We start from the raw sequence: 25,853 nt of genomic DNA on the forward strand, positions 1-25,853 counted from the left end.
CTAATGACAGCGCAATTTGAACATGTCTCTGTACTGATGGACGAAACCATAGACGCTTTGGATATTAAACCCGAAGGCATTTATATGGATGGCACGTTTGGTCGCGGCGGACATTCAGGACAAATTCTTGCGCGCTTAAATGAGCATGGTCGTTTACAAGCAATTGACCAAGATCCACAAGCTATTAAAGCTGCTGAAAAGTTTGCAGATGATGCACGTTTTTCGATTGCCCATACCCGTTTTTCCAACCTTAAAACAGTCGCTGAAGACAATGATTTAATTGGCAAAGTAGACGGAATTTTATTAGATATTGGTGTGTCATCACCGCAGCTAGATGATGCTGAGCGCGGCTTTAGCTTCATGAAAGATGGCCCGCTAGATATGCGTATGGACCCAACCAGCGGCCGCAGTGCAGCACAATGGCTAGCTGAAGCTGAACTTGAAGATATCACTCATGTCATTAAAACCTATGGTGAAGAAAAGTTTGGCCGCCGTATCGCTCATAAAATCATTGAGACTCGAGAGCATACTCCAATCACTAGTACAAAGCAGCTTGCTGATTTAGTTGATGAAGCTGTACCAGTAAAAGATAAATATAAACACCCAGCAACACGTACATTCCAAGCGATCCGAATTTATATCAACAGCGAGTTAGAAGAAATTCAAACGGCACTACAAGCTGCTGTTGAAGTGCTTAAGCCCGGTGGTCGATTAGTGGTTATTTCGTTTCACTCGTTAGAAGATCGCATTGTTAAGCAGTTTATTAAAAAACAGAGTAAGGGAGAGGCGATACCCAGAGGTCTGCCTTTAACTGATGCACAAATAAATAAAAACCTGACGTTAAAGGCAGTGGGTAAAGCCATTAAGCCAAGTAAGGCGGAAATTGATGCAAATCCTCGTTCACGCAGTTCTGTGTTAAGGGTTGCTAAGAGGTTGTAATGAAAGCAAAAGCGACGAATCGCCAACCTAATTTATTTGTTGAAGTGTTTAAAGGTCTTGCTGCTAATAAGCTGACCTTAGCCTTGTTGGTTGTGATTCTCGCGTCGAGTTTAAGTGTTGTGCAGGTGACGCATTTAGCGCGTCAGCAGTTGATAACACAAGATGAGTTATTGCAAGAACGTGATGAGCTTGATCTCGAGTGGCGTTACTTGCTTGTAGAAGAAGAGTTTTATTCGCAGCATGCGCGCATTGAAGAAATCGCGACCATGCAATTAGAAATGAAACGGCCGACCAGCCAAGACGAACAGGTGGTAGTACTGCAATGAGAAGCAGAGGGAAAAAGCCAACTAATACCTTGATCACATGGCGCTTTATGCTTGTGTGCTCTGTGCTGCTTTTAGTCTTTATGACACTGGTTGCACGTGCCGCATTTTTGCAGGTTATTGAGCCCGATAAAGCACGTTCTGAAAGCGATAAACGTACCGTTCGCGTTGAAAAACAACATGTACAGCGCGGAATGATATTTGACCGTAACGGCAAAGAGCTTGCGGTGAGTGTGCCTGTTGTAAGTGTGTATGCTGATCCCAAGGCACTGCACAAATCATTAACGAGCAAGGTGCTGCGTCAAGCGCGTAAGAATGGTGAAGATCAAAATGCACTTGCTGAAAATACGGCTGAACTAAACAAGCGCATCGCTACTTATTATAACAATGACATTCGTTGGCGTGAGCTTGCTGATGTATTACGCATTGAACCAAGTAAAATCAACTCCCGTCTTCGTGATAATCCAAAACGCCGTTTTGTTTATTTAAAACGTCAAGTAACGCCTGCAGTTGCAAACTATATTGGTGATTTACGTTTACCGGGTATCCATCTGCTGGATGAGTCTAAACGTTACTATCCGGCTGGAGAAGTGACTGCACATGTGATTGGTTTCACAAATATCGATGGTCATGGTATCGAAGGTATTGAAAAGTTATACGAAAAATCGTTAACCGGTGTTGAAGGACAAAGAACAATCCGTAAAGACGCTCAAGGCCGAGAGGTCGAAGTGCTTGATGAGCGTGAACGTGTTGAACCAGAAAATATTCATTTAAGTATCGATCAACGTATTCAAGCGATTGCCTACAAGGCGATAAAATCGGCTGTGCTGACATATAAAGCGACCTCGGGCTCAGCTATGGTCGTGGATGTAAAAACAGGCGAAGTATTGGCTATGGTAAATAGCCCGTCGTTTAATCCTAATAATCTTAATGATGCTGCTCCACATAAGCGTCGAAATCGAGCAATAACTGATTTGTTTGAGCCAGGCTCAACTGTTAAGCCGCTAGCCATTTTAGCTGGTTTAGACTATGGCTCAATTCAACCGGATTCAATTGTTGATACTTACCCTGGCTGGATGCGTGTTGGTGGCAGTCTTGTCCAAGATACGCGTAACCATGGTGAAATGACATTAAGAGAAATCTTAAAATACTCAAGTAACATGGGTGTGACTAAAGTTAGCCAAGACTTACCAAAAGACTATTTTGTCGGGCTTTATCAAAAAGTCGGATTTGGTAGTGATAGTGGAACAGGCATGGTCGGTGAAAGTAGCGGCTTGTTTTACCCTAATCGTCGTTGGTCAGATCATGAAATAGCAGCATTATCATTTGGCTATAACTTAGCTGTGAGCACCGCACAAATGGCACGTTTTTATGCCATGTTAGGTTCTGGTGGCGTGATGCGTCCTCTTACTGTACTTAAGCAAGAGTCAGTGCCTGAAGGTGAGCGCATTTTTCAGCAAAAAGATGTTGAAGCCGTCGTCCATATGATGGAAAGCGTGTTCGAAAAAGGCGGCACGGCACAAAAAGTTCACGTCGATGGTTATCGCGCAGCTGGCAAAACAGGTACCTCTAAAAAAGCCGCTGTAGGTGGTTATGGTGATGAGTATGTCGGCTACTTTGCTGGTGTTGCACCGGCAAGCAATCCACGTTTAGCGGTAGTAGTGTTGATCAATGAGCCGGGTGGAGATGTTTATTATGGCGGTGCGACGGCAGGCCCTGCATTTGCAGAGATTGTCTCCAATGCCTTAAGAATTTTAAACGTCGCACCGGATAAAGATGCGGTTGCGTACGTAGAAGGCAAAGATAACGATGCGTGATTTAAAACCAATTCTGAGTCAAATTGAAGTTGAGGCCACTAGTTTGCTGGTTAATCAACTACGTCTTGATAGCCGAGACGTAAAAACAGGCGATGTTTTTGTAGCTGTTAAAGGCCATCAACTAGATGGCGGACAATTTATAGATAAAGCCATAGAAAATGGCGCTGTAGCAATTATTGCTGATAGGTTATGCGAATTTGAAAGTGATTTTGAATCGCTTTACTTGGTCACAGACCTAGCGAAAAAACTACCTGCTTTAGCTGCTGCGTTTTATCATCAGCCATCAAAACAATTAGATCTGGTTGGCGTTACTGGAACAAATGGTAAATCAACCACAACTGCGATGATCGCGCATTTAGCACAGCAATGTCATAAATCAGCAGCGGTGGTGGGGACGCTTGGCTATGGGCATCCAGAGCAATTAACTCCATTAGTAAATACCACACCATCAAGTGTTGATTTGCAGCGAATTTTGTTTGAATTACATGAACAGCACACCGATGTTGTTGCAATGGAAGTTTCATCACATGGCCTTGTGCAACAGCGTGTTGACCATTGTCAGTTTAAAGCAGCCGTTTTTACTAATTTATCTCGCGACCATTTAGATTATCATGGCACTATGGATGCTTATGGTGATGCAAAGCTGATGTTGATGCGTGATCACAATCCTGAGATTGTGGTTCTCAATCAAGATGATACACAAGTTGAGCAGTGGTTAGAAAAATACGACTTTAACAACTTAATTTGCTACGGCCATAAAAACTTAGCACCAGAAGGTGCGCGCTATGTTTACTTTAGCGATGTTGTTTATAGCAACACCGGGATTTCGGCAACATTCGAAACAAGCTGGGGTCAAGCACAGGTGCAGTCTGCATTATTTGGTGAGTTTAACTTGTATAATCTGGCTGCGGCGATGGCCACTCTACTTGGTATGGGGTATCCGCTGGCACAGTTAGTTGCTGCCTGCAAAACACTGCAACCAGTGGCTGGTCGTATGCAAGCGTTTAGCGTACCAGGGCAGCCAACCTGTATTGTTGATTACGCGCATACACCCGATGCGTTGGCATTAGCATTACAGGCTTTACAAAAGCATGTACCTGGAGGCGTAAGCTGTGTGTTTGGCTGTGGTGGTGACCGTGATAAAGGCAAGCGCCCAATGATGGCAAAAGCCGCTGAAGGCAACGCAGACCGTATTATTATTACTAGCGATAATCCGCGCAGTGAAGACCCTAATGCCATTATTGCTGATGTGGTGGCAGGTCTTGAGCATGCTGAAAAAGCCCATTGTGTAGCTGATCGCGCTAAAGCAATTAGTTATGCAATAGAGCAGGCCGGTGCTGATGATGTGGTTTTAATTGCCGGTAAAGGCCATGAAGATTATCAAATTATTGGCGATACACGAATCGACTTCTGCGATCGCCAATATGTACAACAACAATTAAAAGAAAAATCGCAAGGGGCGCAGTTATGATCCCTATGGATTTTGATTGGCTAGCAAAAGTTCTAGCAACTGATTACCAAGATGGTAATCAAACGGTAAAAAATATTAACACCGACACCCGTACTCTGTGCGAGGGTGAAGTGTTTTTAGCGCTACAAGGGCCTAACTTTGATGGTCATAAATTTGTTGCGCAAGCAAAAGAGAAAGGGGCGATTGCAGCTATTGTAGCGCGTCCTGTTAATGTTGATATTGTGCAGTTTGTGGTGAGTGACACACGTATAGCGCTAGGCCAAATTGGCGCAGCTGTGATGACACAGGTTGCACCAAAAACAATCGCTATTACAGGTAGTGTGGGTAAAACCACTGTAAAAGAAATGTGCGCGGCGATTTTATCAGGTCATGGTGAAGTACTGGCAACCAAAGGCAACTTTAATAATGACATTGGTGTACCTCTGACCTTGTTACGCCTTGAGCCACAGCATCAATATGCGGTAATTGAATTAGGCGCCAATCACATTGGTGAAATAGCTTACACAGTCGCGATGACTAAACCTGATGTTGCTGTGGTTTGTAATGTGGCTGAATCTCATTTAGAGGGATTTGGATCATTACAAGGTGTGGCTACCGCAAAAGGCGAAATCTACGATGGCCTAAAACCTGACGGTGTTGCAATCGTTAACAGCGACAGTGATTTTGCAGATTACTGGCTCGAAAAACTAACTGATCGCAATGTAAAACGTTTTTCTACTCAGCAAAAACTAGATTATTGGGCAGAAGATGTGGTGCTTGATGAGCAAGCGCGTGCGTCTTTTGTGCTTTGCAGTAAACAGCAAAAAGTTCCTGTTACTCTCGCATTACCGGGCAAGCATAATATTGCTAATGCATTAATAGCGACAGCATTAACCACTGAGCTGGGTGTAAGCCTAGAAAGTGTTGCTAAGGCATTGGCTGGCATGGGAGAAGTCAAAGGTCGTGTCAATGTACTTAAAGTATCAGACACTCTAACCGTAATTGATGATACTTATAATGCCAATGTGCAGTCAGTAAAAGCGGCGATTGATTTATTAAGCGACATGCCGGGACGTCGAATTTTTGCGTTAGGTGATATGGGCGAACTTGGCGAAGAAGCCCGCTTTTATCATCAGCAAGTAGGCGAATATGCAAAACAAAAAGGCATTGATGAGCTATACAGCCTAGGTGTATTAAGCAAGTCGGCCAGTGATGTATTTGAAAAACCCAATCGTCACTTCTCGAACCGTGAACAACTATTACAACAATTACAAAGTGTGCTTACTGAATCTCAGCAAAAGACCACCCTTGTAGTAAAAGGATCGCGCAGTTCTCGTATGGAGCTAGTGGTAGCAGATTTAGTTAATAGCCAGCAAGATGGCAACAATGGAGTATCGTCATGTTAGTTTGGCTGGCAGAGTATTTAACACAATATTATAGTGGCTTTAATGTTTTTTCTTACCTTACGCTGCGTGCGATTTTAGGTATTTTAACTGCGCTGCTTATCTCTCTTTATTTTGGTCCTAAGCTTATTCGTGGCCTACAAAAAATGCAAATTGGTCAGGTGGTACGTCACGACGGCCCCGAATCTCACCTATCTAAAAAAGGCACGCCTACCATGGGTGGTATTTTGATTTTAGGGGCGATTTTTACCAGTACATTACTGTGGGCTGACCTTTCAAACAAATATGTATGGGCAACCTTATTTGTGGTGGGGTCATTAGGTGTAGTTGGCTTTATTGATGACTACCGTAAAGTGATCCGCAAAGACCCTAAAGGCCTAATTGCGAAGTGGAAATACTTTTGGCAATCAGTGATTGCATTAGTGGTTGCCAGTGCACTTTATTTTACTTCGCAACAAGGCAGTGAAACCTCGTTAGTTGTGCCGTTTTTTAAAGATGTGTTACCACAGCTTGGGCTGTTTTATATCGTGATGACCTATTTTGTAATTGTAGGTACTTCGAATGCGGTAAACCTAACGGATGGCCTTGATGGCTTAGCAATTGTACCAACCATTTTGGTTGCTGCGGCGCTTGCTATTATTGCTTACTTAACCGGTAACGTTAACTTCTCAAGCTACTTACATATTCCGCATTTGCCATTAGCAAGCGAACTTGTGGTTGTATGTACTGCCATAGTTGGCGCAGGACTAGGTTTCTTGTGGTTTAACACTTACCCAGCACAGGTATTTATGGGTGATGTAGGCTCATTAGCACTCGGTGGTGCACTGGGTATTATTGCGGTGCTTGTGCGTCAAGAACTGGTACTTATCATCATGGGTGGTGTGTTTGTAATGGAAGCATTATCGGTGATTTTACAAGTAGGCTCTTATAAATTACGTGGTCAACGTATTTTTAGAATGGCGCCTATTCACCATCATTATGAATTAAAGGGTTGGCCTGAGCCGCGCGTAATTGTGCGCTTTTGGATTATTTCAATCGTGCTAGTTCTGGCTGGCCTTGCGACATTAAAGATCAGGTAAATGACAGTTATTAACGAGATAAAAAACAAACAAATCTCAGTGCTCGGACTCGCTGTAACCGGTCTGGGCATTGTGCGTTTTTTATTGTCTCAGAATATTAAGCCAATTGTTGTTGATAGCCGCATGGCGCCTCCGGGTGCGGATTGGCTAAACGAGCATGCCAGCGAGTTAACTACGTTCTTTGGTGATTTAGAACAGGCAGACTTAGCCAGCAATGACATTATTATCATCAGCCCAGGTCTAAGCCTTGCTACACCGGCTGTTGCAAAGGCCATTGCTGCGGGCGTTGAAGTGATTGGTGACGTTGAGCTTTTTGCCCGTTTAACCGATAAACCAATTGTTGCAGTAACAGGCTCGAATGGTAAGTCGACAGTAGTTACCTTGGCGTTTGAAGTACTGAAAGCCGCTGGTTATAAAGTAGGGCTTGGCGGTAATATTGGCACAGCAGTACTTGACTTATTGTCGCAAGATTACGACGTTTATGTACTTGAGCTATCGAGTTTTCAGCTTGATACCACGCACAGCTTAAAAGCGAAAAGTGCCTGTGTATTGAATGTTAGCGAAGATCACCTTGATCGCTACCCAAGTTACCAAGCATACATTGACTCAAAGCAAAGTATTTATAACGGCTCAGAGCTTGCTGTTGTGAATGCCATTGATGTGGCAACCCATACAGCAAAGCAACCACAAGTAAGCTTTGCACTTGCAAATGCAGACTTTGCCTTAGTAGAGCATCAAGGTGAGACGTACTTTGCAGCACAAGGTAAACCTGTGTTACCTGCAAGCTGTTTGAAAGTTGTTGGCTCACACAATCAACAAAATGCACTAGCAGTTATGGCGCTACTAAGCCCGTTTAGCATTTCTACAGAGCATTATCAGCAAGCGTTTAGTACGTTTACTGGGCTTGCACACCGTTGTCAGTTTGTCGCTGAAATTAATGAAGTGAAATACTTTAATGATTCAAAAGCGACCAACGTTGGCGCAACCATCGCTGCTATTGAAAGCTTAGCTGATCAAGCAAAGCAATTAGTTGTGATTGCTGGCGGTGATGCAAAAGGGGCTGATTTAGATGCCTTGAAACCCTATTTGAATGACAAAGTGAAAGCTCTTATTTGTTTTGGTAAAGATGCTAAAGCACTGGTGTCATTAACTGAAAAAGGTCATTTAACCACGAATATGCATGAAGCTGTGCAATTGGCAAAGCAGTTAAGTAGTAGCGGTGACATCGTATTGCTTGCTCCTGCGTGCGCCAGCATTGATATGTATAACAACTATATGCAACGTGGTGATGACTTTGCGCAGTGCGTATTGGCGGAGGCAATATGATCGCATTTGCCGACATTCGTGAAGCATTAACCCCTAAGCAATCGCCACAGCTTTATGATGTGCCGTTGTTGTATTGTATGTTGATGTTGATAGGTGTTGGTTTTGTGATGGTTACAAGTGCCTCAATGCCAACCGCAGAGCGATTATTTGATAATCCGTATCACATTATTATTCGCCATAGCATGTTTTTAATCATGGGCTTTTTTCTATTTTGGATTGCCACAAGTGTGCCTATGGACTGGTGGAAACGCAGTAATGCCTATTTATTGTTATTGGGTTTAGGTTTACTGGTGTTGGTACTTATAGTTGGCCGCGAAGTGAATGGTGCAAAACGTTGGATCCCCATAGGCCCTGTAGGTTTTCAGGTGGCAGAAGCCGCTAAGTTATTCTTTTTTAGTTATATTGCCGGCTATTTAGTTCGTAAGCGCGAAGAAGTACAAGAAAACCTAAAAGGCTTTTTTAAGCCACTCGTTGTCTTTGGTGTTTATGCATTGCTTATTTTAATGCAACCAGATTTAGGTACTGTTGTTGTACTTTTTGTTACCACTGTAGGTTTATTATTTTTAGCGGGTGCTAAGTTATGGCAGTTTTTTGGACTGATCTTAACGGGCATTGCAGCCATTGTGGTGCTAATTATCGCTGAACCATACCGTATGGCCCGTGTAACTGGCTTTTTAGAGCCATGGGAAGATCCGTTTGGTAAAGGGTATCAGTTAGTACAATCACTAATGGCCTACAGTCAAGGCGGTTGGTTTGGCCAAGGCTTGGGGAATAGCGTACAAAAACTGCAATATCTACCAGAGGCGCATAATGACTTTATCTTTGCCGTAATTGGTGAAGAGCTTGGCTTTTTTGGTGTACTGAGCATTTTGATAGTACTAGGTGTATTCGTATTTAGAGCCTTGTTAATTGGTCAAAAAGCCTTGAAGTGTGGCAAAGAATACGAAGGCTATTTTGCCTTTGCAATAGGTATCTGGTTTGCGTTTCAAACCATGGTCAATGTTGGCGCAAGTGCCGGAATATTACCTACAAAAGGCTTAACATTACCGTTTATTTCTTACGGTGGTTCTAGTTTATTAATTATGACCATAGCAACAGGTGTACTTTTGCGGATCGATTTTGAAACAAAAATGGCGACTAAGCAGGCAACCTCACGTGGAGGTAAACGATGAGTAAAAAGTTACTTGTTGTTGCAGGCGGTACTGGCGGACATATTTTTCCGGGTATTGCCGTCGCTGATTTTTTAAAGCAGCAAGGCTGGCAGGTCAGCTGGATTGGCACGCCTGACAGAATGGAAGCGACAGTGGTACCTAAGCACCACATTGATATTGACTTTATCAATGTCAAAGGGGTTCGTGGTAACGGTATTAAACGCTTGATTAAAGCCCCGTTTATGGTGATGAATGCTATTTTTCAAGCGCGTAAAATTTTAAAAGCACAAAAGCCTGATGTGGTGCTTGCTATGGGTGGTTATGTGACCGGACCTACTGGAATTGCAGCTAAAAGCTTAGGCATTCCTTTGGTTATTCATGAGCAGAATGCAGTTGCAGGCATGAGTAACCGCTGGTTAGCAAAGTTTGCCAATAAAGTGCTTGCCGCTTTTCCATCTGCTTTTGCAAAAGAACACTGTGAAGTGGTAGGTAATCCGGTCAGAGCAAGTGTTGCAAATGTTACACCTAAGCAGACAACTACGCCGATTAATGTGCTTGTGGTGGGTGGTTCATTGGGCGCGCAGGTACTCAATGAGACTTTACCTGCTGTATTCAGTGAACTTTCAGCGCTAACAACGCTTAATATATGGCACCAAACGGGTAAAAATAATGAACCGAATGTGACTGCCAGCTATCAACAGTTAGGACTAGCTGAAAATAGCAAAGTTGCTGAATTCATTGATGATATGGATAGTGCATATCAGTGGGCCGATTTGGTAATTTGCCGCGCTGGTGCGCTAACGGTTAGTGAGATTGCCGCAGCGGGTCGAATGGCGTTATTTGTGCCTTTTCCACATGCAGTGGATGACCACCAAACGGCCAATGCAAAGTATTTAGTGACTGAGCAAGCCGCGCTGATTATGCAGCAAAGTGAGTTTAATAAAACAGCGGTCGTTGAATTATTAACACCGTATGTAAACGCACCAGAGAAAATTTCAACAATGGCAAGTAAAGCAAAACAGCTTGCTATTTTAGATGCCACAGCCAATGTTGCCAAACGCTGTGAGCAACTAGCAGATAGAAGAGATTAGTAGTGAAAGAAAGCACGAAGAAAGAAAACAACACTCGTCCTGCGATGCGTCGTATCGACACCATCCACTTTGTTGGTATTGGTGGTGCAGGCATGGGTGGAATTGCCGAAGTACTTGCTTTTGAAGGCTACCGCATCACAGGTTCTGACATTGCGCACAGTGCGATGACTGAACGCTTAATTCAAGTGGGTGCAGAAGTATTTATTGGTCATGACGAAAACAACGTAAAAGATGCCAGTGTTGTGGTGGTATCAAGTGCTATTAATGAGCAAAACCCTGAGATTAAAGCAGCTAAAGCGGCGCGAATTCCTATTGTTCGCCGCGCAGAAATGCTTGCTGAATTAATGCGTTTTCGCCACGGTATCGCAGTGGCCGGCACCCATGGTAAAACCACAACAACCAGTTTAATTGCCAGCATTTATGCACAAGCCGGTCTTGATCCAACCTTTATTATTGGTGGCTTGTTAAACAGTGCTGGTAGTAATGCCAAGGTCGGTAAAAGCGACTTCTTAATTGCTGAAGCCGATGAGAGTGATGCGTCATTCTTACACTTACAGCCTATGGTTTCGGTGATCACAAACATTGAAGAAGATCACATGGATACTTACGGCGGCAGCTTAGAAAAAATGAAAGACACGTATGTTGATTTCATTCATAACTTACCGTTTTATGGTTTAGCTGTGGTGTGTATTGACTCTGAGGTTGCTGCAGAGCTGATCCCTCGCTTTGGGCGTCCTGTTATTACCTATGGTGAATCGGCTGAAGCTGATTATCGCATGCTTGATTTTAGTCAAACTGCGAATACTTGTTCATTTAACGTAGTAAATAAACAAGGCGAAAGCTTAGCTGTAACGCTTAATATGCCTGGTAAGCACAATGCACTTAACGCGACAGCGGCGATTGCAGTGGCAAAAGATCAAAACATTGCTAACCACGCGATTTTAGAAGCGTTAACAAAGTTTGAAGGGGTAGGCCGTCGTTTTCAGCATTACGGTACCTTTGAAAATGAGCGTGGCAGCGTGATGCTAGTTGATGACTATGGACACCATCCATCAGAAGTAGCAGCAACGATTGCAGCGGTTCGTGAGGGCTGGCCAGATAAACGTTTAGTGATGGTTTATCAGCCTCACCGTTATAGCCGTACTCGTGATTTATACGAGGAGTTTGTCAAAGTACTGGCTGACGTTGATCAGTTATTACTGTTAGATGTGTATTCAGCAGGTGAAGAGCCTATTGTGGGAGCTGATAGTAAGAGTTTATGCCGTAGTTTACGCCAACGAGGTAAAGAACCATTACACATCGCTAGCAGCTCTGAGCTTGCGGGTGTTCTTGCAGATACCCTGCAAGATAATGATTTAGTTTTAACACAAGGCGCTGGTAACATAGGCCAGTTAGTGAAAAAGTTAGCAGCAACCAACTTGTCAGTTGAACAACTAAAGCAGGTAAATATATGAGCCAGTTAAGCGACAAATTTGGCAAAGTAGCGGTACTTTTTGGTGGCACATCTGCCGAACGAGATGTCTCGCTAAAATCAGGCCAAGCCGTATTGAACGCTTTGCAAAGCGTTGGCGTTGACGCCATTGCTTTTGATCCAAAAGATAACTCATTATGGCAATTAAAGGATTTAAATATAGAGCGCGTGTTTATTGCGCTTCATGGTCGTGGTGGTGAAGATGGCACCATTCAGGGCGCACTTGAATTTATGGGTATTCCGTATACCGGTAGTGACGTTCTTGGCTCTGCGCTTGCGATGGACAAAGTTCGCTGTAAGCACTTGTTTAAAGCAATGGGCCTGAGCACTGCACCATATACTGTTGTTGATAGCCGTAATGGATTTGATAGCCAAGCAATTATTAATGAATTTGGCAAAGTGATGGTAAAACCGTCACATGAAGGCTCAAGCATTGGTATGGCAGAAGCAAGCAGCGCAGAACAACTAGATGCCGCTTTAAACGCTGCATTTAAGTTTGATAGTCAAGTGTTGGTAGAGCAGTGGATCACTGGGCGTGAATTTACTGTAGCGGTACTTGGTCAAGATGTTCAGCCTGTTATTGAGATGACCACGCCAAATGGTTTTTATGACTACCAAGCTAAGTATCAATCAAACACAACTCAGTATCATTGCCCAGCTGATTTATCAGTACAAGAGACTGAGTTATTGCAAGATATGGCATTAAAAGCATTTGATTTAGTCGGTGCAAGTGGTTGGGGTCGTGTTGATGCAATGCGTGATCAGCAAGGTAACTTCTATTTATTAGAGGTTAATACTGTGCCAGGAATGACAGAAAAGTCGTTAGTACCTATGGCGGCAAAAGCAAACGGTGCTAGCTTTGAACAATTAGTGGTTCGCATTTTGGAGCAAACGCTTTAATATGCATCCGGTTTTAGAAAAAGCAAAGCAGTTAAAACAACAACTTAATTGGTCGTTGATATTTGGTGTGAGCTTTTTTTTAGTCGTGGTTTTTGGTCTAGTAAAAATCACGACAGGTGTGTCTGACTGGTTAGTTGAAAATAAAGATGCGCAAATAAAGCATTTATCGGTATTAGGACAACCCAAATATACAGATGAAAAAGCGATTATTGGCGCAATAAAAAAAGCGGATTTATCGAGTTTTTTTGAATTAGACGTGAAACATGTGCAACGCTTGGTACAAAGTTTACCTTGGGTTGCGACAGCTTCAGTAAGAAAGCAATGGCCAGATACTCTGCAAGTATACGTAGTAGAGCATCAAGCAGTTGCGCACTGGAACAGTGGAGCGCTTTTAAATCAATCAGGCGAGGTATTTGAAGCAACTAGCGATAAGCTACCTGATACACTTCCTCAGCTTTATGGCCCAGAGGGAAGTGAAATTGAAGCCTGGACAGCATTTCGTCAATTTCAAGAAATGCTTAAGGTCAATAATTTAGAGCTGACAAGTTTAGCGCTTTCAGAGCGCTTTTCATGGCAGTTATGGCTTGATAACGGCATTCGCCTGAATTTAGGTCGTAAAGAAAAAGCAAAGCGTGTACAGCGTTTTATTGATGTGTATCCGCGCATGGAACAACGTGCAGATGCACAAATTGATGTTGTTGATTTACGGTACGATACCGGTCTTGCAGTGAGCTGGAAGCCACTTCAAGAAGAGCAATTAGAAAATAAGAGTAAGGCATGACTAAGTCAGCAGAAAGAAACCTAGTGATTGGATTAGACGTTGGCACATCAAAAGTAGTAGCCACCGTTGGTGAGATCACCGCAGATAATAAACTCAGTATTGTGGGTGTTGGCAGCCAAGTATCGCATGGTATGGATAAAGGCGGCGTTAACGACCTTAACCTTGTTTCTGAATCGATTCGTCGTGCTATTGACGAAGCGGAGTTGATGGCTGATTGCCGTATCAGCTCTGTTTACTTAGGTATATCTGGTAAACATATTCAATGTCAGAATGAAAGCGGTGTGGTTGCAATCAATAACACTGAAGTGACTGATGAAGACATCGAGAATGTAATTCATATCGCGCGTTCAGTGCCTATTTCGGCTGAACGCAAAATGTTACATGCTCTGCCACAAGAATACAGCATCGACATGCAAGAGGGGATTAAAAACCCATTAGGTATGAGCGGTGTACGTATGGAAGCCCGTGCACACATTATTACTTGCTCGAACGATATGGCAAAGAATATTGAAAAGTGTGTTGAACGTTGTGGCCTTGAAGTCGATCAGTTGATCTTTACGGCTCTGGCATCATGTTACTCAGTACTAACGGATGATGAAAAAGAGTTAGGTGTCGCTGTATTAGATATTGGTGGTGGTACAATGGACATCACTATTTATATCAATGGTGCGCTGCGTCATTCGGCTGTTATTCCGGTTGCTGGTAACCAAGTGACTGGTGATATTGCAAAAATATTTAGAACACCTATATCACATGCAGAGTCACTCAAAGTACAATACGCATGTGCAAGCAGCCAAATGGCAAGCAATGAAGACACTATTGAAGTACCAAGTGTAGGTGGACGTCCAGCGCGAATCATGTCGCGTCATACTTTATCTGAGGTTGTTGAACCTCGTTTTAGAGAATTATTTGAGTTGGCGATGGAAGAAATACGCCGCTCAGGTTTAGAAGACCAGATTGCTGCAGGTCTCGTCATTACAGGTGGAACAGCAAAAATGACTGGCGCAATGGAAGTGGCAGAAGACATTTTCCAAATGCCGGTCAGAATTGGCAAACCAATCGGGATTGTTGGTTTGACAGATTATGTAGATGATCCTTCGTACGCGACCGCGGTTGGTTTGTTACAATACGGCCGTACAATGCAATCGATGAATGCACAAAAGTCGAAAGCGGAAGGTGATAATAATTGGTGGAACCGTATTACTAAATGGTTCCAAGGTGAGTTTTAAGACTCAAGTCGGAGAGTAAACATGTTTGATATGATGGAACAGCACAGCGAAGAAGCTGTCATTAAAGTAATTGGCGTGGGCGGTGGCGGCGGTAACGCTGTTGAGCACATGGTAAAACAACAAATTGAAGGCGTACGTTTCATTGCTGCGAATACGGATGCACAAGCATTACGTAATTCGTCGGCTGATGTGACTGTACAGCTAGGTACACAAATCACCTCAGGTTTAGGTGCGGGGGCAAACCCTGAAGTAGGTCGAAACTCAGCAGAAGAAGACGCTGAGACAATTCGTGCCAGCCTTGAAGGTGCTGACATGGTATTTATCGCAGCCGGTATGGGCGGTGGTACAGGTACCGGTGCTGCACCAGTGGTTGCTAAAATTGCTAAAGAGTTAGGTATTTTAACGGTTGCTGTAGTAACTCGTCCGTTTGACTTTGAAGGTAAGAAACGCGCGGCAGCAGCTGAACAAGGCATTAATGAGTTGTCAGAAATTGTAGACTCGCTTATTACAATTCCGAACAATAAATTGCTTAAAGTTTTAGGTAAAGGCACTACACTATTAGATGCCTTCGCAAAAGCAAACGACGTTTTATTTGGTGCGGTACAAGGTATTGCAGAGCTAATCACACGTTCAGGTCTGATCAACGTGGATTTCGCCGACGTACGTACAGTTATGTCAGCGATGGGCACTGCAATGATGGGCACTGCATCAGCGTCTGGTCCTGACCGTGCACAAGAAGCGGCAGAAGCAGCTATTTCAAGCCCATTACTTGAAGATGTCGATTTAACCGGTGCTAAAGGTATCCTGGTTAATATCACAGCAGGTATGGATATTGCGATTGAAGAATTTGAAATTGTAGGTAATCACGTTAAGGCACTTGCATCAGAAAACGCAACAGTGGTTGTTGGTGCGGTAATTGACCCTGAAATGAGTGATGAACTACGCGTAACAGTTGTTGCAACAGGTTTAGGCGGCGATCGTCGTCCACAGTTTGGAATTGTTGATAATGGCTTTAAGAAAGCATCAGGCTCTGATGTACATAGCTCAATGAACCAAACGACTAGCAGCATGTATGTACCAAGCTTTGCAAGTCAAGGCAGCAGCGATGATGTAAGCATGTCTGCTGCACCTGAAAAGCAAGAGCCAGTACAACAAAGTACAGCGAGCAGCTCAGTATCTAGCAGCACTGAGAGCAGCAAAAAGTCTGATAAATCAGAAGGTGGCGATTATTTCGACATTCCTGCTTTCCTAAGAAAGCAAGCTGACTAAGACAGATTTTGTTGGTAATTTTGTTCGATAAATAAACAAATTGGCAGCTGAATGTATTTATGATACAATTTGCCGTCTAACTGTAACTATAAGTGAGCGAACCTATGATTAAACAGCGTACGATTGCAGAAGTAGTCAAAGCCATAGGAATTGGACTTCATAAAGGTGAGAAGGTCACTATTACTCTCCGACCTGCGAGCGCAAATACTGGGATTGTATTTCGTCGCGTAGACCTTGATCCGGTTGTTGATTTTGAAACAACACCTGAAGCCGTTGGTGATACGCAATTGTGTACCTGTTTAACAAACAAAGATGGCGTTCGCTTATCAACGACTGAGCACCTTATTGCGGCGGTAGCGGCAATGGGTATTGATAATCTAATTGTTGAATTAGACAGCTCAGAAGTACCTATTATGGATGGTAGTGCATTACCATTCATCTACTTGTTACAAAAAGGCGGCATTAAAGAAGTAAATGCAGCTAAGCGCTTTATTCGTATTAAAGAAAAAGTACGTATTGAAGAAGGCGATAAATGGGCTGAGATCGAACCATACGATGGTTTCCACATCGATTTTGAAATTGCGTTTGATCACCCTGCAATCAATGAAAGCCGCCAACGTATCGGTTTAGATATTACGACGCAAAGCTTCACAGAAGAAATCAGCCGCGCACGTACTTTCGGCTTTATGAAAGATATTGAGTATATGCACGCTAACAACCTAGCATTAGGTGGTAGCATGGATAACGCAGTTGTATTGGATGAGTTTAAAGTACTAAATCCAAACGGCTTACGTTATAGCGATGAGTTTGTTAAACACAAAATCTTAGACTGTGTGGGCGACATGTTTATGACTGGCCACAACATTCTAGGTAAAATCACGGCTTATAAATCAGGCCATGATTTAAACAATAAACTACTTCGTAAAATTATGGCGACTGAGTCAGCATGGGAATGGGCAACATTCGATACCCCAGTGACTATGCCAGCACCAGGCTTAGAAGTAGCGACAGCTTAATCGCAAGCATATTACAGTTATAAAAAATGACGCTTTAAGCGTCATTTTTTTTGCTTAGCTTATAAGCCTAGAATCGCTTCAAGCTCGACCAACTGATTGATTTGATAAGTTGGTTTAATATCTTCTGGTAACTCAACCCCAGGATGTTGCAACCAGCAAGTGTCGATACCAACATTATGACCGCCTAAAATATCGCTAGCAGCGGTATCACCCACCATTAAAATCTGCTCTTTTGGTGGATTACCCATTAATTGGAAAGTATGCTGAAAAATTTCTGGAGCAGGTTTGGCTTTACCGACTAACTCTGAAATAACCAGCCAATCGAACATATCCTGTAAACCTGTATGCTCTAAACGCTTTTGCTGTAGTTTAGCAAAGCCATTGGTAATAATGCCTAACTTGGCGTGTGGCTTTAATTTAGTCAGTAGTTCAACCGCACCAGGTAGTGGCACACAAATAGAGGCCATAGCGTCTAAAAAGCCATCATTTAAGGTTTTTGCTGACACATCTAGTTTATTAGCCCACTCTGTAAAGCGGGTGATCTGTAGCTCACTGGCAGTAATTTCGTGCTTTTGATAAGCAACCCAAAGCGGTTTATTAGTTGCTTGGTAATGATGATAATCTGACTCAGTAAATTCTACGCCATAATTGGCGAACATTACCCTGAGGCCTTCAAATGCATTAAAACTAAATAGTGTTTCATCGGCATCGAATAATACGTGGCTATACTTCATGGTTATCCTAATTACTGATTAAACAGGGTAGGGTGTAAAAATGGTGCCATTGCAAGCGTTAGCGCTTGTACATAAGTACTTTCGCGAGTCGCTAAGTGATTGGTCAATAAACCAATAGCGCCACCTTGCTGCTTGATATTAACAGTATTGAATGCATCATCCATTACATCTCCCAGCTCTTTACCGGCCAGTAAGGCATCATAAAAAGGTTGAGGTAAAGGTAGATTGCTACTGCGGCCAACGCTTAATTGCTGCTTGTTTGCAATCACCACAAAGGCAAAGGTTGCTGCGCCATAACTAAATTGTTCTGCGCCTCCCTCCATTGCGGTATAAAAGTCGGCATCAAAGTGGTTTTGGCAATACTTAACACGGTTTTCAGCGCCGATACGGGTTTCATCTTCACCTAGTGGCTGATCAGGCACACCCGATGGTGCATGCTCACCTTTGCATTCAATGGTATATTCTGGGAAATAAAGACTAAAGACATGTTTAGCCGCGTTAATTTTTACAGGGTTCTTTGAACCGACAATAACACGTAATGTTTTTTTCAAGCTGGCGACTCCATTATTTCGGTTGAGCCAGCAGTGTACCCGAGTGAGTTAAATCGGCAAGTCAACTGGGGCTAAATTTTCAAGTGCGCGCTTTTTCAAAATAATATCTTTGATCAACGGTGTTAAGACCAATTCCATTGCAAGGCCCATTTTACCGCCCGGCACAACAAGCGTGTTTATGCGTGACATAAAACTGCCTTCAATCATGCGCAAATAATAGGGGAAATCTACGTCCTCTATGCCTCGAAAACGGATCACAACAAAACTTTCATCAAGAGAAGGAATATCTTTTGCACTGAACGGGTTGGAGGTATCAACCGTTGGCACCCGTTGGAAGTTTATATGTGTTCGTGAAAACTGAGGGGTAATATGGTTAATGTAATCATCCATACTGCGCACAATTGAGCCCATGACAGCTTCGCGCGAATGACCTCGTTCAGAGGTATCGCGGATCAATTTTTGGATCCACTCAAGGTTGATAATTGGCACCATGCCAATTAACAGGTCAACATGTTTGGCAACATCATGATTTTCATCAACAGCACCGCCATGCAGACCTTCATAAAACAACATATCGGTATTGGGTGCTAAGTCTTGCCAAGGCGTAAAAGTCCCCGGCAATTGGTTATAAGGAACTGCTTCATCAAAGGTATGTAGGTAGCGCCTTATTTTTCCTTGGCCGGTTTCACCATAATGATAAAAAAGCTCCTCAAGGGCACCAAAATCGTTAGCTTCTCGGCCAAAATAGCTAATATGCTTGCCTTCTTGTTGTGCTTCACGGACCTTTTTATCCATTTCTGGACGTGTATAACGATGAAAGCTATCTCCTTCAATAAAGGCTGCATCAATATCTAAGCTTCTAAAAATATGCTTAATGGCATTGGTTGTGGTGGTGGTGCCAGCACCAGATGAGCCTGTAATTGCGATGATAGGGTGTTTAGCTGACATAATTATTCTCGTTATTTGTTGATACCAATCGACTTAAATATTGAAACATTCTAGCGCGCAGAATGGTCAGTAACTTAACACGATTGGTGTAGCGTGCATAAAATCAATCAGTCGAAACTGATAAAAAACGAACACTCCCTAGTTATAAAGGTCGAGCATGGTAAGGTCAAGTGACTGTCAGATTAATTAGCGCTATCATGGCATATAAAAATTAAAAGAGAGAACCCTATGAAATTGATTTCGTCTTTACTTTTCGTCGCCGCAGGGACATTTTTTACTAGTCACGTAAATGCTGCGATGCCAAAAAGCGAAATACTACTTGCTGATTTTGACACTCCTTACGGTATGAAAGTCTCGCGGATAACCGATAATAAAAGTTACAACAATCAGCCATTTTTAGTTGATTCAGGGCTGTATTACACCCATGAGGTTATTGCTGAAACTGGACAGTCACAAACAGATATTGTGTTTTATAACTTTGCTACAAAAACTAGCGTGAATATAACCAATACGGCTGTTAGTGAATATTCACCAACTTTAATGCCAAATCAGCAGGCTCTCTCAGCAATCGTTGTCGAAGAAGATGGCAAACAAAAGTTATGGCAATATCCGCTTGCTAATGAGCAAACTGCAAGTCGTATTTTTGAATGGATTGAACCAGTTGGCTACCATGCATGGGGCGCTGAAAACGACCTAATTATGTTTATTTTAGGTGAACCACATACCTTGCAGTACACGAGTATTGCAGCCGCTAAACCGCGAGTAATTGCAGCTGATATTGGCCGTACGTTAGTTTTTGATAAACATACAAACAGTTATTTATTTAGTTATAACAAAGATAATCAACATTGGGTTGCACGCTTTGCGCCGCAAACTGAAGAGGTCAGTGACTTATTTAGGTTACCTGACTCAGTGCAAGATTTTGCTTTAATTGATCAAAACACTTTGGCATATGCGGTTAATAACCGAATTTACAAGCGCAGCCTAACAGAGCCTGAAGTGGTATCACAATGGCTTGATTTAAGGCGTTTTTGTGAAGGATCAATTTCGCGTTTAAATTATAAACATAACAAACTGGCATTTGTGTGTAATAAATGAGTAACGGTTTTACACTGATTGCTGTACTGTGACTAATAATTAACGCTATTGATAAGGGACGCATTTGTCTTTTTCTGCCGAACAACTTAGTGTACAGCTGGTTAAAGCGGGCTGTCGCAGTAATTTTAAAATTAAGAATATTAACGAATTTATGCCTGCAAACTCAAAAGAAGCTTTTTATGTTCATGAGCAAGGTGGCCAAGCTAAAATCGTTATTAGACCAATTTTTGAAGTATTTAGTGCTGACTTTGATGCAATCGAAGGTATTACGCGTGTTAAAGACTATTTTCACAGCAGTGAAATGACACGCTTTCCAACGCGAATTTATAAAAGTGCGCATCCCATTCATTATGGTATCGCATTTAAAGTCACTTCCTCTGAAGCGGCTGAGCAATTTATAAATAAATTAAGCGCTATTTTGGCGCAATAAAAAGGGCCACATTGTGGCCCTTTTTGCATCTAGTAGGGTTAGCGTTTAAGGAAGCTATTTACTGAACTTAACTCACGTTTTTTCAGTGCAATACAATCATTAACGCTTTCTTCAAGCTTACTAAGAGAGCGTGCATACCCTGGTACTTCAGTGATTTTATCATTGAAGAAGGTTTTGGTTTTCTCTAGGCTTTGTGCATCACAGCTTGCGGTAGTGAAGAACGGCAAGTTTGGTACAAAGAACGGTGGTAAGTTCTTAGTGATCGCATCGTAATTGTTGTAAATCCATTCAATAAACAGTGCTTCACGTTCTTTACCATAGCCTAAACCACCTAACAGCGTGCGCATATCTGAGGCTGTTACGTCATCAGTTAAGCTGTATTCAAGTACTGCTTTTTGTAGCTCTGGTTTACCAAAGTAACCCATTGCTGCCAGCATCTTAGTACGTACTTGTGGATCTTTGGTGGTTTTAAAGGTTTGCTTGTACTTTTCAAGTAACTTCGCATCACCATGGTAAGCAGCAAGATTTAAGTAAGTTGATGCTAAGTATGGGTCTACATTTTCAGGATTATTTAAGTAAAGTGCTGCTTGCGCTTTTGCGGTATCAATTACTTTTTGATCTTCACCATCAAAACCTAAACGCGTAATCACTTGCGCACGTAATTGTGATACTGCCGCGTCTTCATCTGCTTTTGCTGTTAAACCATACTGCTTGGCAGCAGGTGAAATGCTGTTACGGATAAACTTAGGCCATAGCTCCCGGTTGCTGTCGTCTTCGAATACACGTTTTTGAGAAGCAAGGTAACCTAATGCTGTATTTGCGACTAATGGGTGCGCATCACTTACGAAGGCTTCTAAAGTTTGCATTAAGTGAGCGGCAGAAATAACACCTGCATCAAGTAATGAATCAACAGCAGAAAGCAGCGCTAAGCGTTCACGAACCGTTAGTTTGTCAGCAGCGTTATCGAGCAGGGCATTGAACTGTGCGTCATCTAATACCCAGCGGTAATAGCCCATTGCACCTTGATCTGGGTAGATCCACTCAGGCTCAAAGTCGAGAGTCAGTTGCTGTGTTTCTTTGTTAAGCAGTACACTTGCGGTTTTAACTTTGTCGCCCGCACCATACTTAATCGCAACCGGAACATTCCAAAGTTGTGCAGGTGCATCAACGCCAGCATTTACAAAACGGCTTTGGCTGATATTAATTTTTTTACCATCTTGCGTTACTTTGATAAGTGGGAAAGATGATTGTTCGATAAACGATTTTAGAACACTGGCTACATCTTTATTAGACGCTTCGCCTAGTGCTTGCCATAGATCCGCGGCTTCTGCATTCTTATACGAGAATTTCTTCAAGTAAGCGCGAATACCTTGCTGGAATGCATCTTCGCCAATCCAGTTTTCAACCATAGATAAAACTGCACTACCTTTGCTGTAGGCAAGGCCAAGGCCATCCATAATGTCAGCTTCAGTTTTGATTGGTTTACGAATAGGCTTGGTACTTAAACGCGCATCTAAGGCCATTACATAATTTTGTGGTAAATCTAAGTGCGACTCAAACTCAGGGTTAATTTGTGCTGTGATTTTCGCTGCCATCCAGCTTGCGAACGCTTCGTTTAACCATAAGTCATTCCACCATTTCATGGTCACTAGGTTACCGTACCATTGGTGGGCTAACTCATGGGCAATAATTGATACATTACGCTCTTTTTTGCTGCGCGTTGCTGTCGCTAGGTCTACCAGTAAAATGTCTTCACGGTAAGTCACTAAGCCTGCATTTTCCATAGCGCCAAATGGGAACTCTGGTACTGCCACTGAGTCTAGTTTTTTGTAAACGTAAGGAATGCCAAAATAATCTTCCAGTGCTTTTAACACGCGAGGCATATTTTCTTTTGCGTAATCAGCAAGGTGAATTTTACCTTGTGGAGTCAATACGCGGCCAGGGATCGGCATGCCTTTAATTTCAAGCTCTTCAAACGGGCCTACAGCCATGGCGACTAAATAAGAAGGAATAGGCGGCGTTTTATCAAAAAAGTGTGTTGTCATATCGCCATCAACTTTGGTTTTTAATACCGGTGTGTTGGCATACACTTTTTGTGATGTTGGCGCTGTGATTGTTAGCTGAAAAGGTATTTTATAACTAGGCTCGTCAAAAACGGGAAATGCACGACGAGCATCACTCATTTCAAATTGGGTGAAAAGGTAAGGCGTACCTTGGTCTAAGGTTTTATATAAACCAACACTTTGACGGTTATAAGGTGCGGTAAAATCAACTTTTAAAGTGTATTTACCAGGCTGAATTTTTTCTTCACACGCGAATTTAACTTTGCCTGTTTTTAGCATTTCAGCGCTTAGGTCGCAGTTTTCTGCACCTAAAATTTTCGCCATACTAACGGCATAATCAATACCGTTTAATTCGATGTAATTCGTTGCTTTTAGAACTTCTAAAGCAATTTCGGTATGACCAGAAAAATTGTCTTTTGCAGGATCAAGCGTTAGTGCTACTTGTTGTGAGCTAGGCTTGGCAAGCTTTTCGATAACATATTCATTGGCATGGGCAGAGCTAACAGCAAGTGCAACACTTACCGTTAATAGGCTTTTTAAGAACATAAATATCCCTGATTTTTTGTTGTTAGAAAGGCACCTGCTATGAGGGGCGAATCACCATGCTATCAGGTTTTAATTTGAACAGTAATAAATAGTTAGTAACAAAGTTTGTCAGTTAATTATGGCGGTCGATGAAACGTTGCCAATGCAGTTGCGGGTTTATTTGTCGGACGTTTTGTAACACGGCATTTAATAACGGCATATCAGTAAAGCGTTGCTCGTTGAAATCTTTAAAACCAAGTAAGTAGTTAAAAGCATCTTTGCTGTTTGCTTGCAGGGCATGAATTCGCACTTGTTGTTCGAAGTTAAGCCGTAAGCTGCTAATTGCGGTTTTCATACCTTGTTGATCAACATTTGGAATCGCGCATTTTTGTAAATAACCAGCTCGCTCACCTTCGCCAGAAAACCAAATACGTACTTTTTCGCTATAGCGACCTGATTTAGCGGGTAAATCAAACATTAGTCGTTGCTGGTTTTGCTCGTTTAAAAAGTCTAAGTACTGATCAAGTCCTGCATCGAGTAATGCATTATGAATAGGCACATAGCGGGGCTTGATCTTGCCATGAGTATGAAAGTCAAAGCAGCGAATGCCATCAAGGGTCACTATATTATCAAGAGTTAAATGGCCAATTTCATCACTGTAGGCACCGGTGTAATAAGCAAATAAAGGTAGCCAAAAATGCCAATGCTTAGCTTGTTCACGAACTAAACGCTGATCACCATAGATGTAACCATTATACAGGGTATGTAATTCCATGGCCGAAAAGGGCCTACGACCAAGATGGGACTTCAACCTAATACCTTGATAATAAAGATGTGTCTAGAAGAGTATACCTGATAAGTATCAAGTTTCCAGCTTAACGACACTGCCATAAATACGGCCGTGTCGTTGTAAGCTCAAGGATTGGAGTTAATCGCAAAGTGCTTTAGCTAGACCAACAGGTTCGATTTCAACGCATACTTGATCATCGTTCCAATTTAAACCAACTAGCGCATCATCTTCGTTTAGGTCTTCAACCCATTCGTCCAAAAATTCATCTAGGCCAATTTCGACTGGCGTATAGTCTTGCCACTCGTCTTTACATTGTGCTTTTGCTGCGTCTTCAGTGCCCCAAAGTAATAGCACATCAGTGTCGCTAAATTGGTTTGATTCACAGACAACAAAACCACCATCTTCGGCACCCAGTGCCCACATAGATTCGTTCAAGCGAACTTTTTCAACAAAGCTAACTAATTCTGATTCAATTTCGATATCGCTCATTTGCGTAACCCTTATCTTTATTTTCGTGGATCTGTTTGTTGTACCGCCGCGTTATCTGCAAATTTATGATAAAACTCTACTAAGTGTGTTAGTTGACTAAAATCAGTTAATTCACGAAAGCGGATCCAATCTAGCAAGCAGTATAAACTGATGTTGAGGTATTCACAGCTTTTAAATACTGGCTCAGATAAATGATCATTTAAATAGGCTAATGTTTCAGCAATTCGTTCGTTTTGTAAATTAAAAAACAATTTATCGTCGTGGGTATTAAATCCAGAGCGCTGGCAAAGTAACATTTCTACGAGTGAATCATTGCAAGCATTAATAATGGTTAAATAATTTTCTTGTTGCCAACTGAGTAATGTTTGATCTGTATTTTCTAACAAGTAGCGAATAATTGAGTTTGAGTCAAAAACATGAAAGCCTTTATCAATTAACACAGGAATTTTTCTAGCCGGATTATGAGCAATCATGGTTTTACGGTCTTGCTCAGAGAAAATATCTAGGTTTATAAATTCAAGAGCTTGCTTATTGAGTGCAGCCCAAATACGAATACGGCGCACAAAAGGTGAGGTGGTCGAGCCTAAAAGTTGCATTTTGAGATCCTTCGCAAAAAAAAGCCGCTGGTTAGGCGGCTTTCAAATATTCGTATGAAATCAGTCAGTACGGCTTGTTACTTCAAGCAGGTGGTAACCGAACTGTGTTTGGACCGGACCTTGTACTTGGTTAATGGGAGCTGAAAAAACCACTTTATCAAACTCAGGTACCATCATGCCTGGACCAAACTCACCTAGTGCGCCACCATCTTGCCCCGATGGGCAATTAGAGTGAGCGCGCGCAAGTTCTGCAAAATCAGCGCCCTGTTCAATTTGCTGTTTTAAATCTAAACAGTGAGCTTCACTGTCTACGAGAATGTGTCTTGCACTGGCTACTGCCATAACATCTCCCTACTATGTGTTTTAGTATTAAATTACTAGTCT

The 25,853-nt window shown here is 42.4% G+C and carries 25 protein-coding genes; 17 read left to right on the forward strand and 8 right to left on the reverse strand.

Features of this window, described 5'->3' with window-relative positions; genetic code table 11:
• Positions 1–3: 3 nt before the first annotated feature.
• From rsmH to lpxC, 15 genes are all read left to right on the forward strand, one after another.
• Positions 4–939, forward strand: a complete 936-nt coding sequence (gene rsmH / locus E5N72_RS04945) for a 16S rRNA (cytosine(1402)-N(4))-methyltransferase RsmH (protein WP_135923487.1) — start codon at positions 4–6, stop codon at positions 937–939.
• Complete coding sequence (gene ftsL, locus E5N72_RS04950; RefSeq protein ID WP_135923488.1) at positions 939–1,265, forward strand: cell division protein FtsL; 327 nt, start codon at positions 939–941, stop codon at positions 1,263–1,265. The genes rsmH and ftsL overlap by 1 nt, the downstream gene beginning before the upstream one ends.
• The gene (locus E5N72_RS04955; RefSeq protein WP_135923489.1) at positions 1,262–3,079 is read left to right on the forward strand and encodes a penicillin-binding transpeptidase domain-containing protein; all 1,818 of its coding nucleotides are present in this window, start codon (positions 1,262–1,264) and stop codon (positions 3,077–3,079) included. The genes ftsL and E5N72_RS04955 overlap by 4 nt, the downstream gene beginning before the upstream one ends.
• Positions 3,072–4,550 carry a UDP-N-acetylmuramoyl-L-alanyl-D-glutamate--2,6-diaminopimelate ligase gene (gene murE, locus E5N72_RS04960; RefSeq protein WP_135923490.1) on the forward strand — a complete coding sequence of 493 codons (1,479 nt, stop codon included), beginning with the start codon at positions 3,072–3,074 and terminating at the stop codon, positions 4,548–4,550. The genes E5N72_RS04955 and murE overlap by 8 nt, the downstream gene beginning before the upstream one ends.
• Complete coding sequence (gene murF, locus E5N72_RS04965) at positions 4,547–5,935, forward strand: UDP-N-acetylmuramoyl-tripeptide--D-alanyl-D-alanine ligase (RefSeq protein ID WP_135923491.1); 1,389 nt, start codon at positions 4,547–4,549, stop codon at positions 5,933–5,935. Before murE ends, murF begins: the two co-directional genes overlap by 4 nt.
• Entirely contained in the window at positions 5,929–7,011 is a 1,083-nt protein-coding gene (gene mraY, locus E5N72_RS04970) for a phospho-N-acetylmuramoyl-pentapeptide-transferase (protein ID WP_135923492.1), read from the forward strand. Before murF ends, mraY begins: the two co-directional genes overlap by 7 nt.
• Positions 7,012–8,337 (forward strand): UDP-N-acetylmuramoyl-L-alanine--D-glutamate ligase, encoded by a 1,326-nt coding sequence (gene murD / locus E5N72_RS04975; RefSeq protein WP_135923493.1) that lies wholly within the window; start codon positions 7,012–7,014, stop codon positions 8,335–8,337.
• Complete coding sequence (gene ftsW / locus E5N72_RS04980; protein WP_135923494.1) at positions 8,334–9,509, forward strand: cell division protein FtsW; 1,176 nt, start codon at positions 8,334–8,336, stop codon at positions 9,507–9,509. The genes murD and ftsW overlap by 4 nt, the downstream gene beginning before the upstream one ends.
• Complete coding sequence (murG, locus tag E5N72_RS04985) at positions 9,506–10,579, forward strand: undecaprenyldiphospho-muramoylpentapeptide beta-N-acetylglucosaminyltransferase (protein ID WP_135923495.1); 1,074 nt, start codon at positions 9,506–9,508, stop codon at positions 10,577–10,579. The genes ftsW and murG overlap by 4 nt, the downstream gene beginning before the upstream one ends.
• A gap of 2 nt (positions 10,580–10,581) precedes the next feature.
• Positions 10,582–12,033, forward strand: a complete 1,452-nt coding sequence (murC, locus tag E5N72_RS04990; RefSeq protein ID WP_135923496.1) for a UDP-N-acetylmuramate--L-alanine ligase — start codon at positions 10,582–10,584, stop codon at positions 12,031–12,033.
• Entirely contained in the window at positions 12,030–12,950 is a 921-nt protein-coding gene (locus E5N72_RS04995; RefSeq protein ID WP_135923497.1) for a D-alanine--D-alanine ligase, read from the forward strand. The genes murC and E5N72_RS04995 overlap by 4 nt, the downstream gene beginning before the upstream one ends.
• A 1-nt stretch (position 12,951) precedes the next feature.
• Positions 12,952–13,731, forward strand: a complete 780-nt coding sequence (locus E5N72_RS05000) for a cell division protein FtsQ/DivIB (RefSeq protein ID WP_135923498.1) — start codon at positions 12,952–12,954, stop codon at positions 13,729–13,731.
• On the forward strand, positions 13,728–14,960 hold the full coding sequence (gene ftsA, locus E5N72_RS05005; protein WP_036971185.1) for a cell division protein FtsA: 1,233 nt from the start codon (positions 13,728–13,730) through the stop codon (positions 14,958–14,960). The genes E5N72_RS05000 and ftsA overlap by 4 nt, the downstream gene beginning before the upstream one ends.
• A 21-nt stretch (positions 14,961–14,981) precedes the next feature.
• Positions 14,982–16,229, forward strand: a complete 1,248-nt coding sequence (gene ftsZ / locus E5N72_RS05010; protein WP_135923499.1) for a cell division protein FtsZ — start codon at positions 14,982–14,984, stop codon at positions 16,227–16,229.
• Positions 16,230–16,333: 104 nt separating this feature from the next.
• Positions 16,334–17,245 carry a UDP-3-O-acyl-N-acetylglucosamine deacetylase gene (gene lpxC, locus E5N72_RS05015; RefSeq protein ID WP_135923500.1) on the forward strand — a complete coding sequence of 304 codons (912 nt, stop codon included), beginning with the start codon at positions 16,334–16,336 and terminating at the stop codon, positions 17,243–17,245.
• A 59-nt stretch (positions 17,246–17,304) separates the two neighbouring features.
• On the opposite strand, the gene yjjG is transcribed toward lpxC, so the two are convergent.
• The 3 genes from yjjG to E5N72_RS05030 are packed head-to-tail and all read right to left on the reverse strand — an operon-like array spanning position 17,305 to position 19,478.
• Positions 17,305–17,979 (reverse strand): pyrimidine 5'-nucleotidase, encoded by a 675-nt coding sequence (gene yjjG, locus E5N72_RS05020; RefSeq protein ID WP_135923501.1) that lies wholly within the window; start codon positions 17,977–17,979, stop codon positions 17,305–17,307.
• 11 nt (positions 17,980–17,990) lie between these two features.
• The gene (gene yjjX, locus E5N72_RS05025) at positions 17,991–18,530 is read right to left on the reverse strand and encodes an inosine/xanthosine triphosphatase (protein ID WP_135923502.1); all 540 of its coding nucleotides are present in this window, start codon (positions 18,528–18,530) and stop codon (positions 17,991–17,993) included.
• Positions 18,531–18,578: 48 nt separating this feature from the next.
• The gene (locus E5N72_RS05030; RefSeq protein WP_135923503.1) at positions 18,579–19,478 is read right to left on the reverse strand and encodes a phosphoribulokinase; all 900 of its coding nucleotides are present in this window, start codon (positions 19,476–19,478) and stop codon (positions 18,579–18,581) included.
• Positions 19,479–19,706: 228 nt separating this feature from the next.
• Here E5N72_RS05030 and E5N72_RS05035 point away from each other — a divergent pair, with 228 nt between their 5' ends.
• Both E5N72_RS05035 and E5N72_RS05040 read left to right on the forward strand, forming a co-directional pair.
• Complete coding sequence (locus tag E5N72_RS05035; protein WP_135923504.1) at positions 19,707–20,576, forward strand: hypothetical protein; 870 nt, start codon at positions 19,707–19,709, stop codon at positions 20,574–20,576.
• A gap of 64 nt (positions 20,577–20,640) precedes the next feature.
• On the forward strand, positions 20,641–21,006 hold the full coding sequence (locus E5N72_RS05040) for a hypothetical protein (protein ID WP_135923505.1): 366 nt from the start codon (positions 20,641–20,643) through the stop codon (positions 21,004–21,006).
• A 38-nt stretch (positions 21,007–21,044) separates the two neighbouring features.
• Here E5N72_RS05040 and E5N72_RS05045 read toward each other — a convergent pair whose 3' ends face one another.
• From E5N72_RS05045 to E5N72_RS05065, 5 genes are all read right to left on the reverse strand, one after another.
• Positions 21,045–23,615 carry a M1 family metallopeptidase gene (locus E5N72_RS05045; protein WP_135923506.1) on the reverse strand — a complete coding sequence of 857 codons (2,571 nt, stop codon included), beginning with the start codon at positions 23,613–23,615 and terminating at the stop codon, positions 21,045–21,047.
• 112 nt (positions 23,616–23,727) lie between these two features.
• Entirely contained in the window at positions 23,728–24,405 is a 678-nt protein-coding gene (locus E5N72_RS05050) for a hypothetical protein (RefSeq protein WP_135923507.1), read from the reverse strand.
• Between the two features lie 117 nt (positions 24,406–24,522).
• Positions 24,523–24,873, reverse strand: coding sequence for a DUF2750 domain-containing protein (locus E5N72_RS05055; RefSeq protein WP_054552718.1), 351 nt, complete (start codon positions 24,871–24,873; stop codon positions 24,523–24,525).
• 17 nt (positions 24,874–24,890) lie between these two features.
• Positions 24,891–25,469, reverse strand: a complete 579-nt coding sequence (locus E5N72_RS05060) for a glutathione S-transferase family protein (protein ID WP_135923508.1) — start codon at positions 25,467–25,469, stop codon at positions 24,891–24,893.
• 60 nt (positions 25,470–25,529) lie between these two features.
• Entirely contained in the window at positions 25,530–25,811 is a 282-nt protein-coding gene (locus E5N72_RS05065; protein WP_054552716.1) for a peptidylprolyl isomerase, read from the reverse strand.
• Positions 25,812–25,853: the final 42 nt, after the last annotated feature.

The sequence above is a fragment of the Pseudoalteromonas sp. MEBiC 03607 genome (assembly GCF_004792295.1).
Lineage (GTDB): Bacteria > Pseudomonadota > Gammaproteobacteria > Enterobacterales > Alteromonadaceae > Pseudoalteromonas > Pseudoalteromonas lipolytica_C.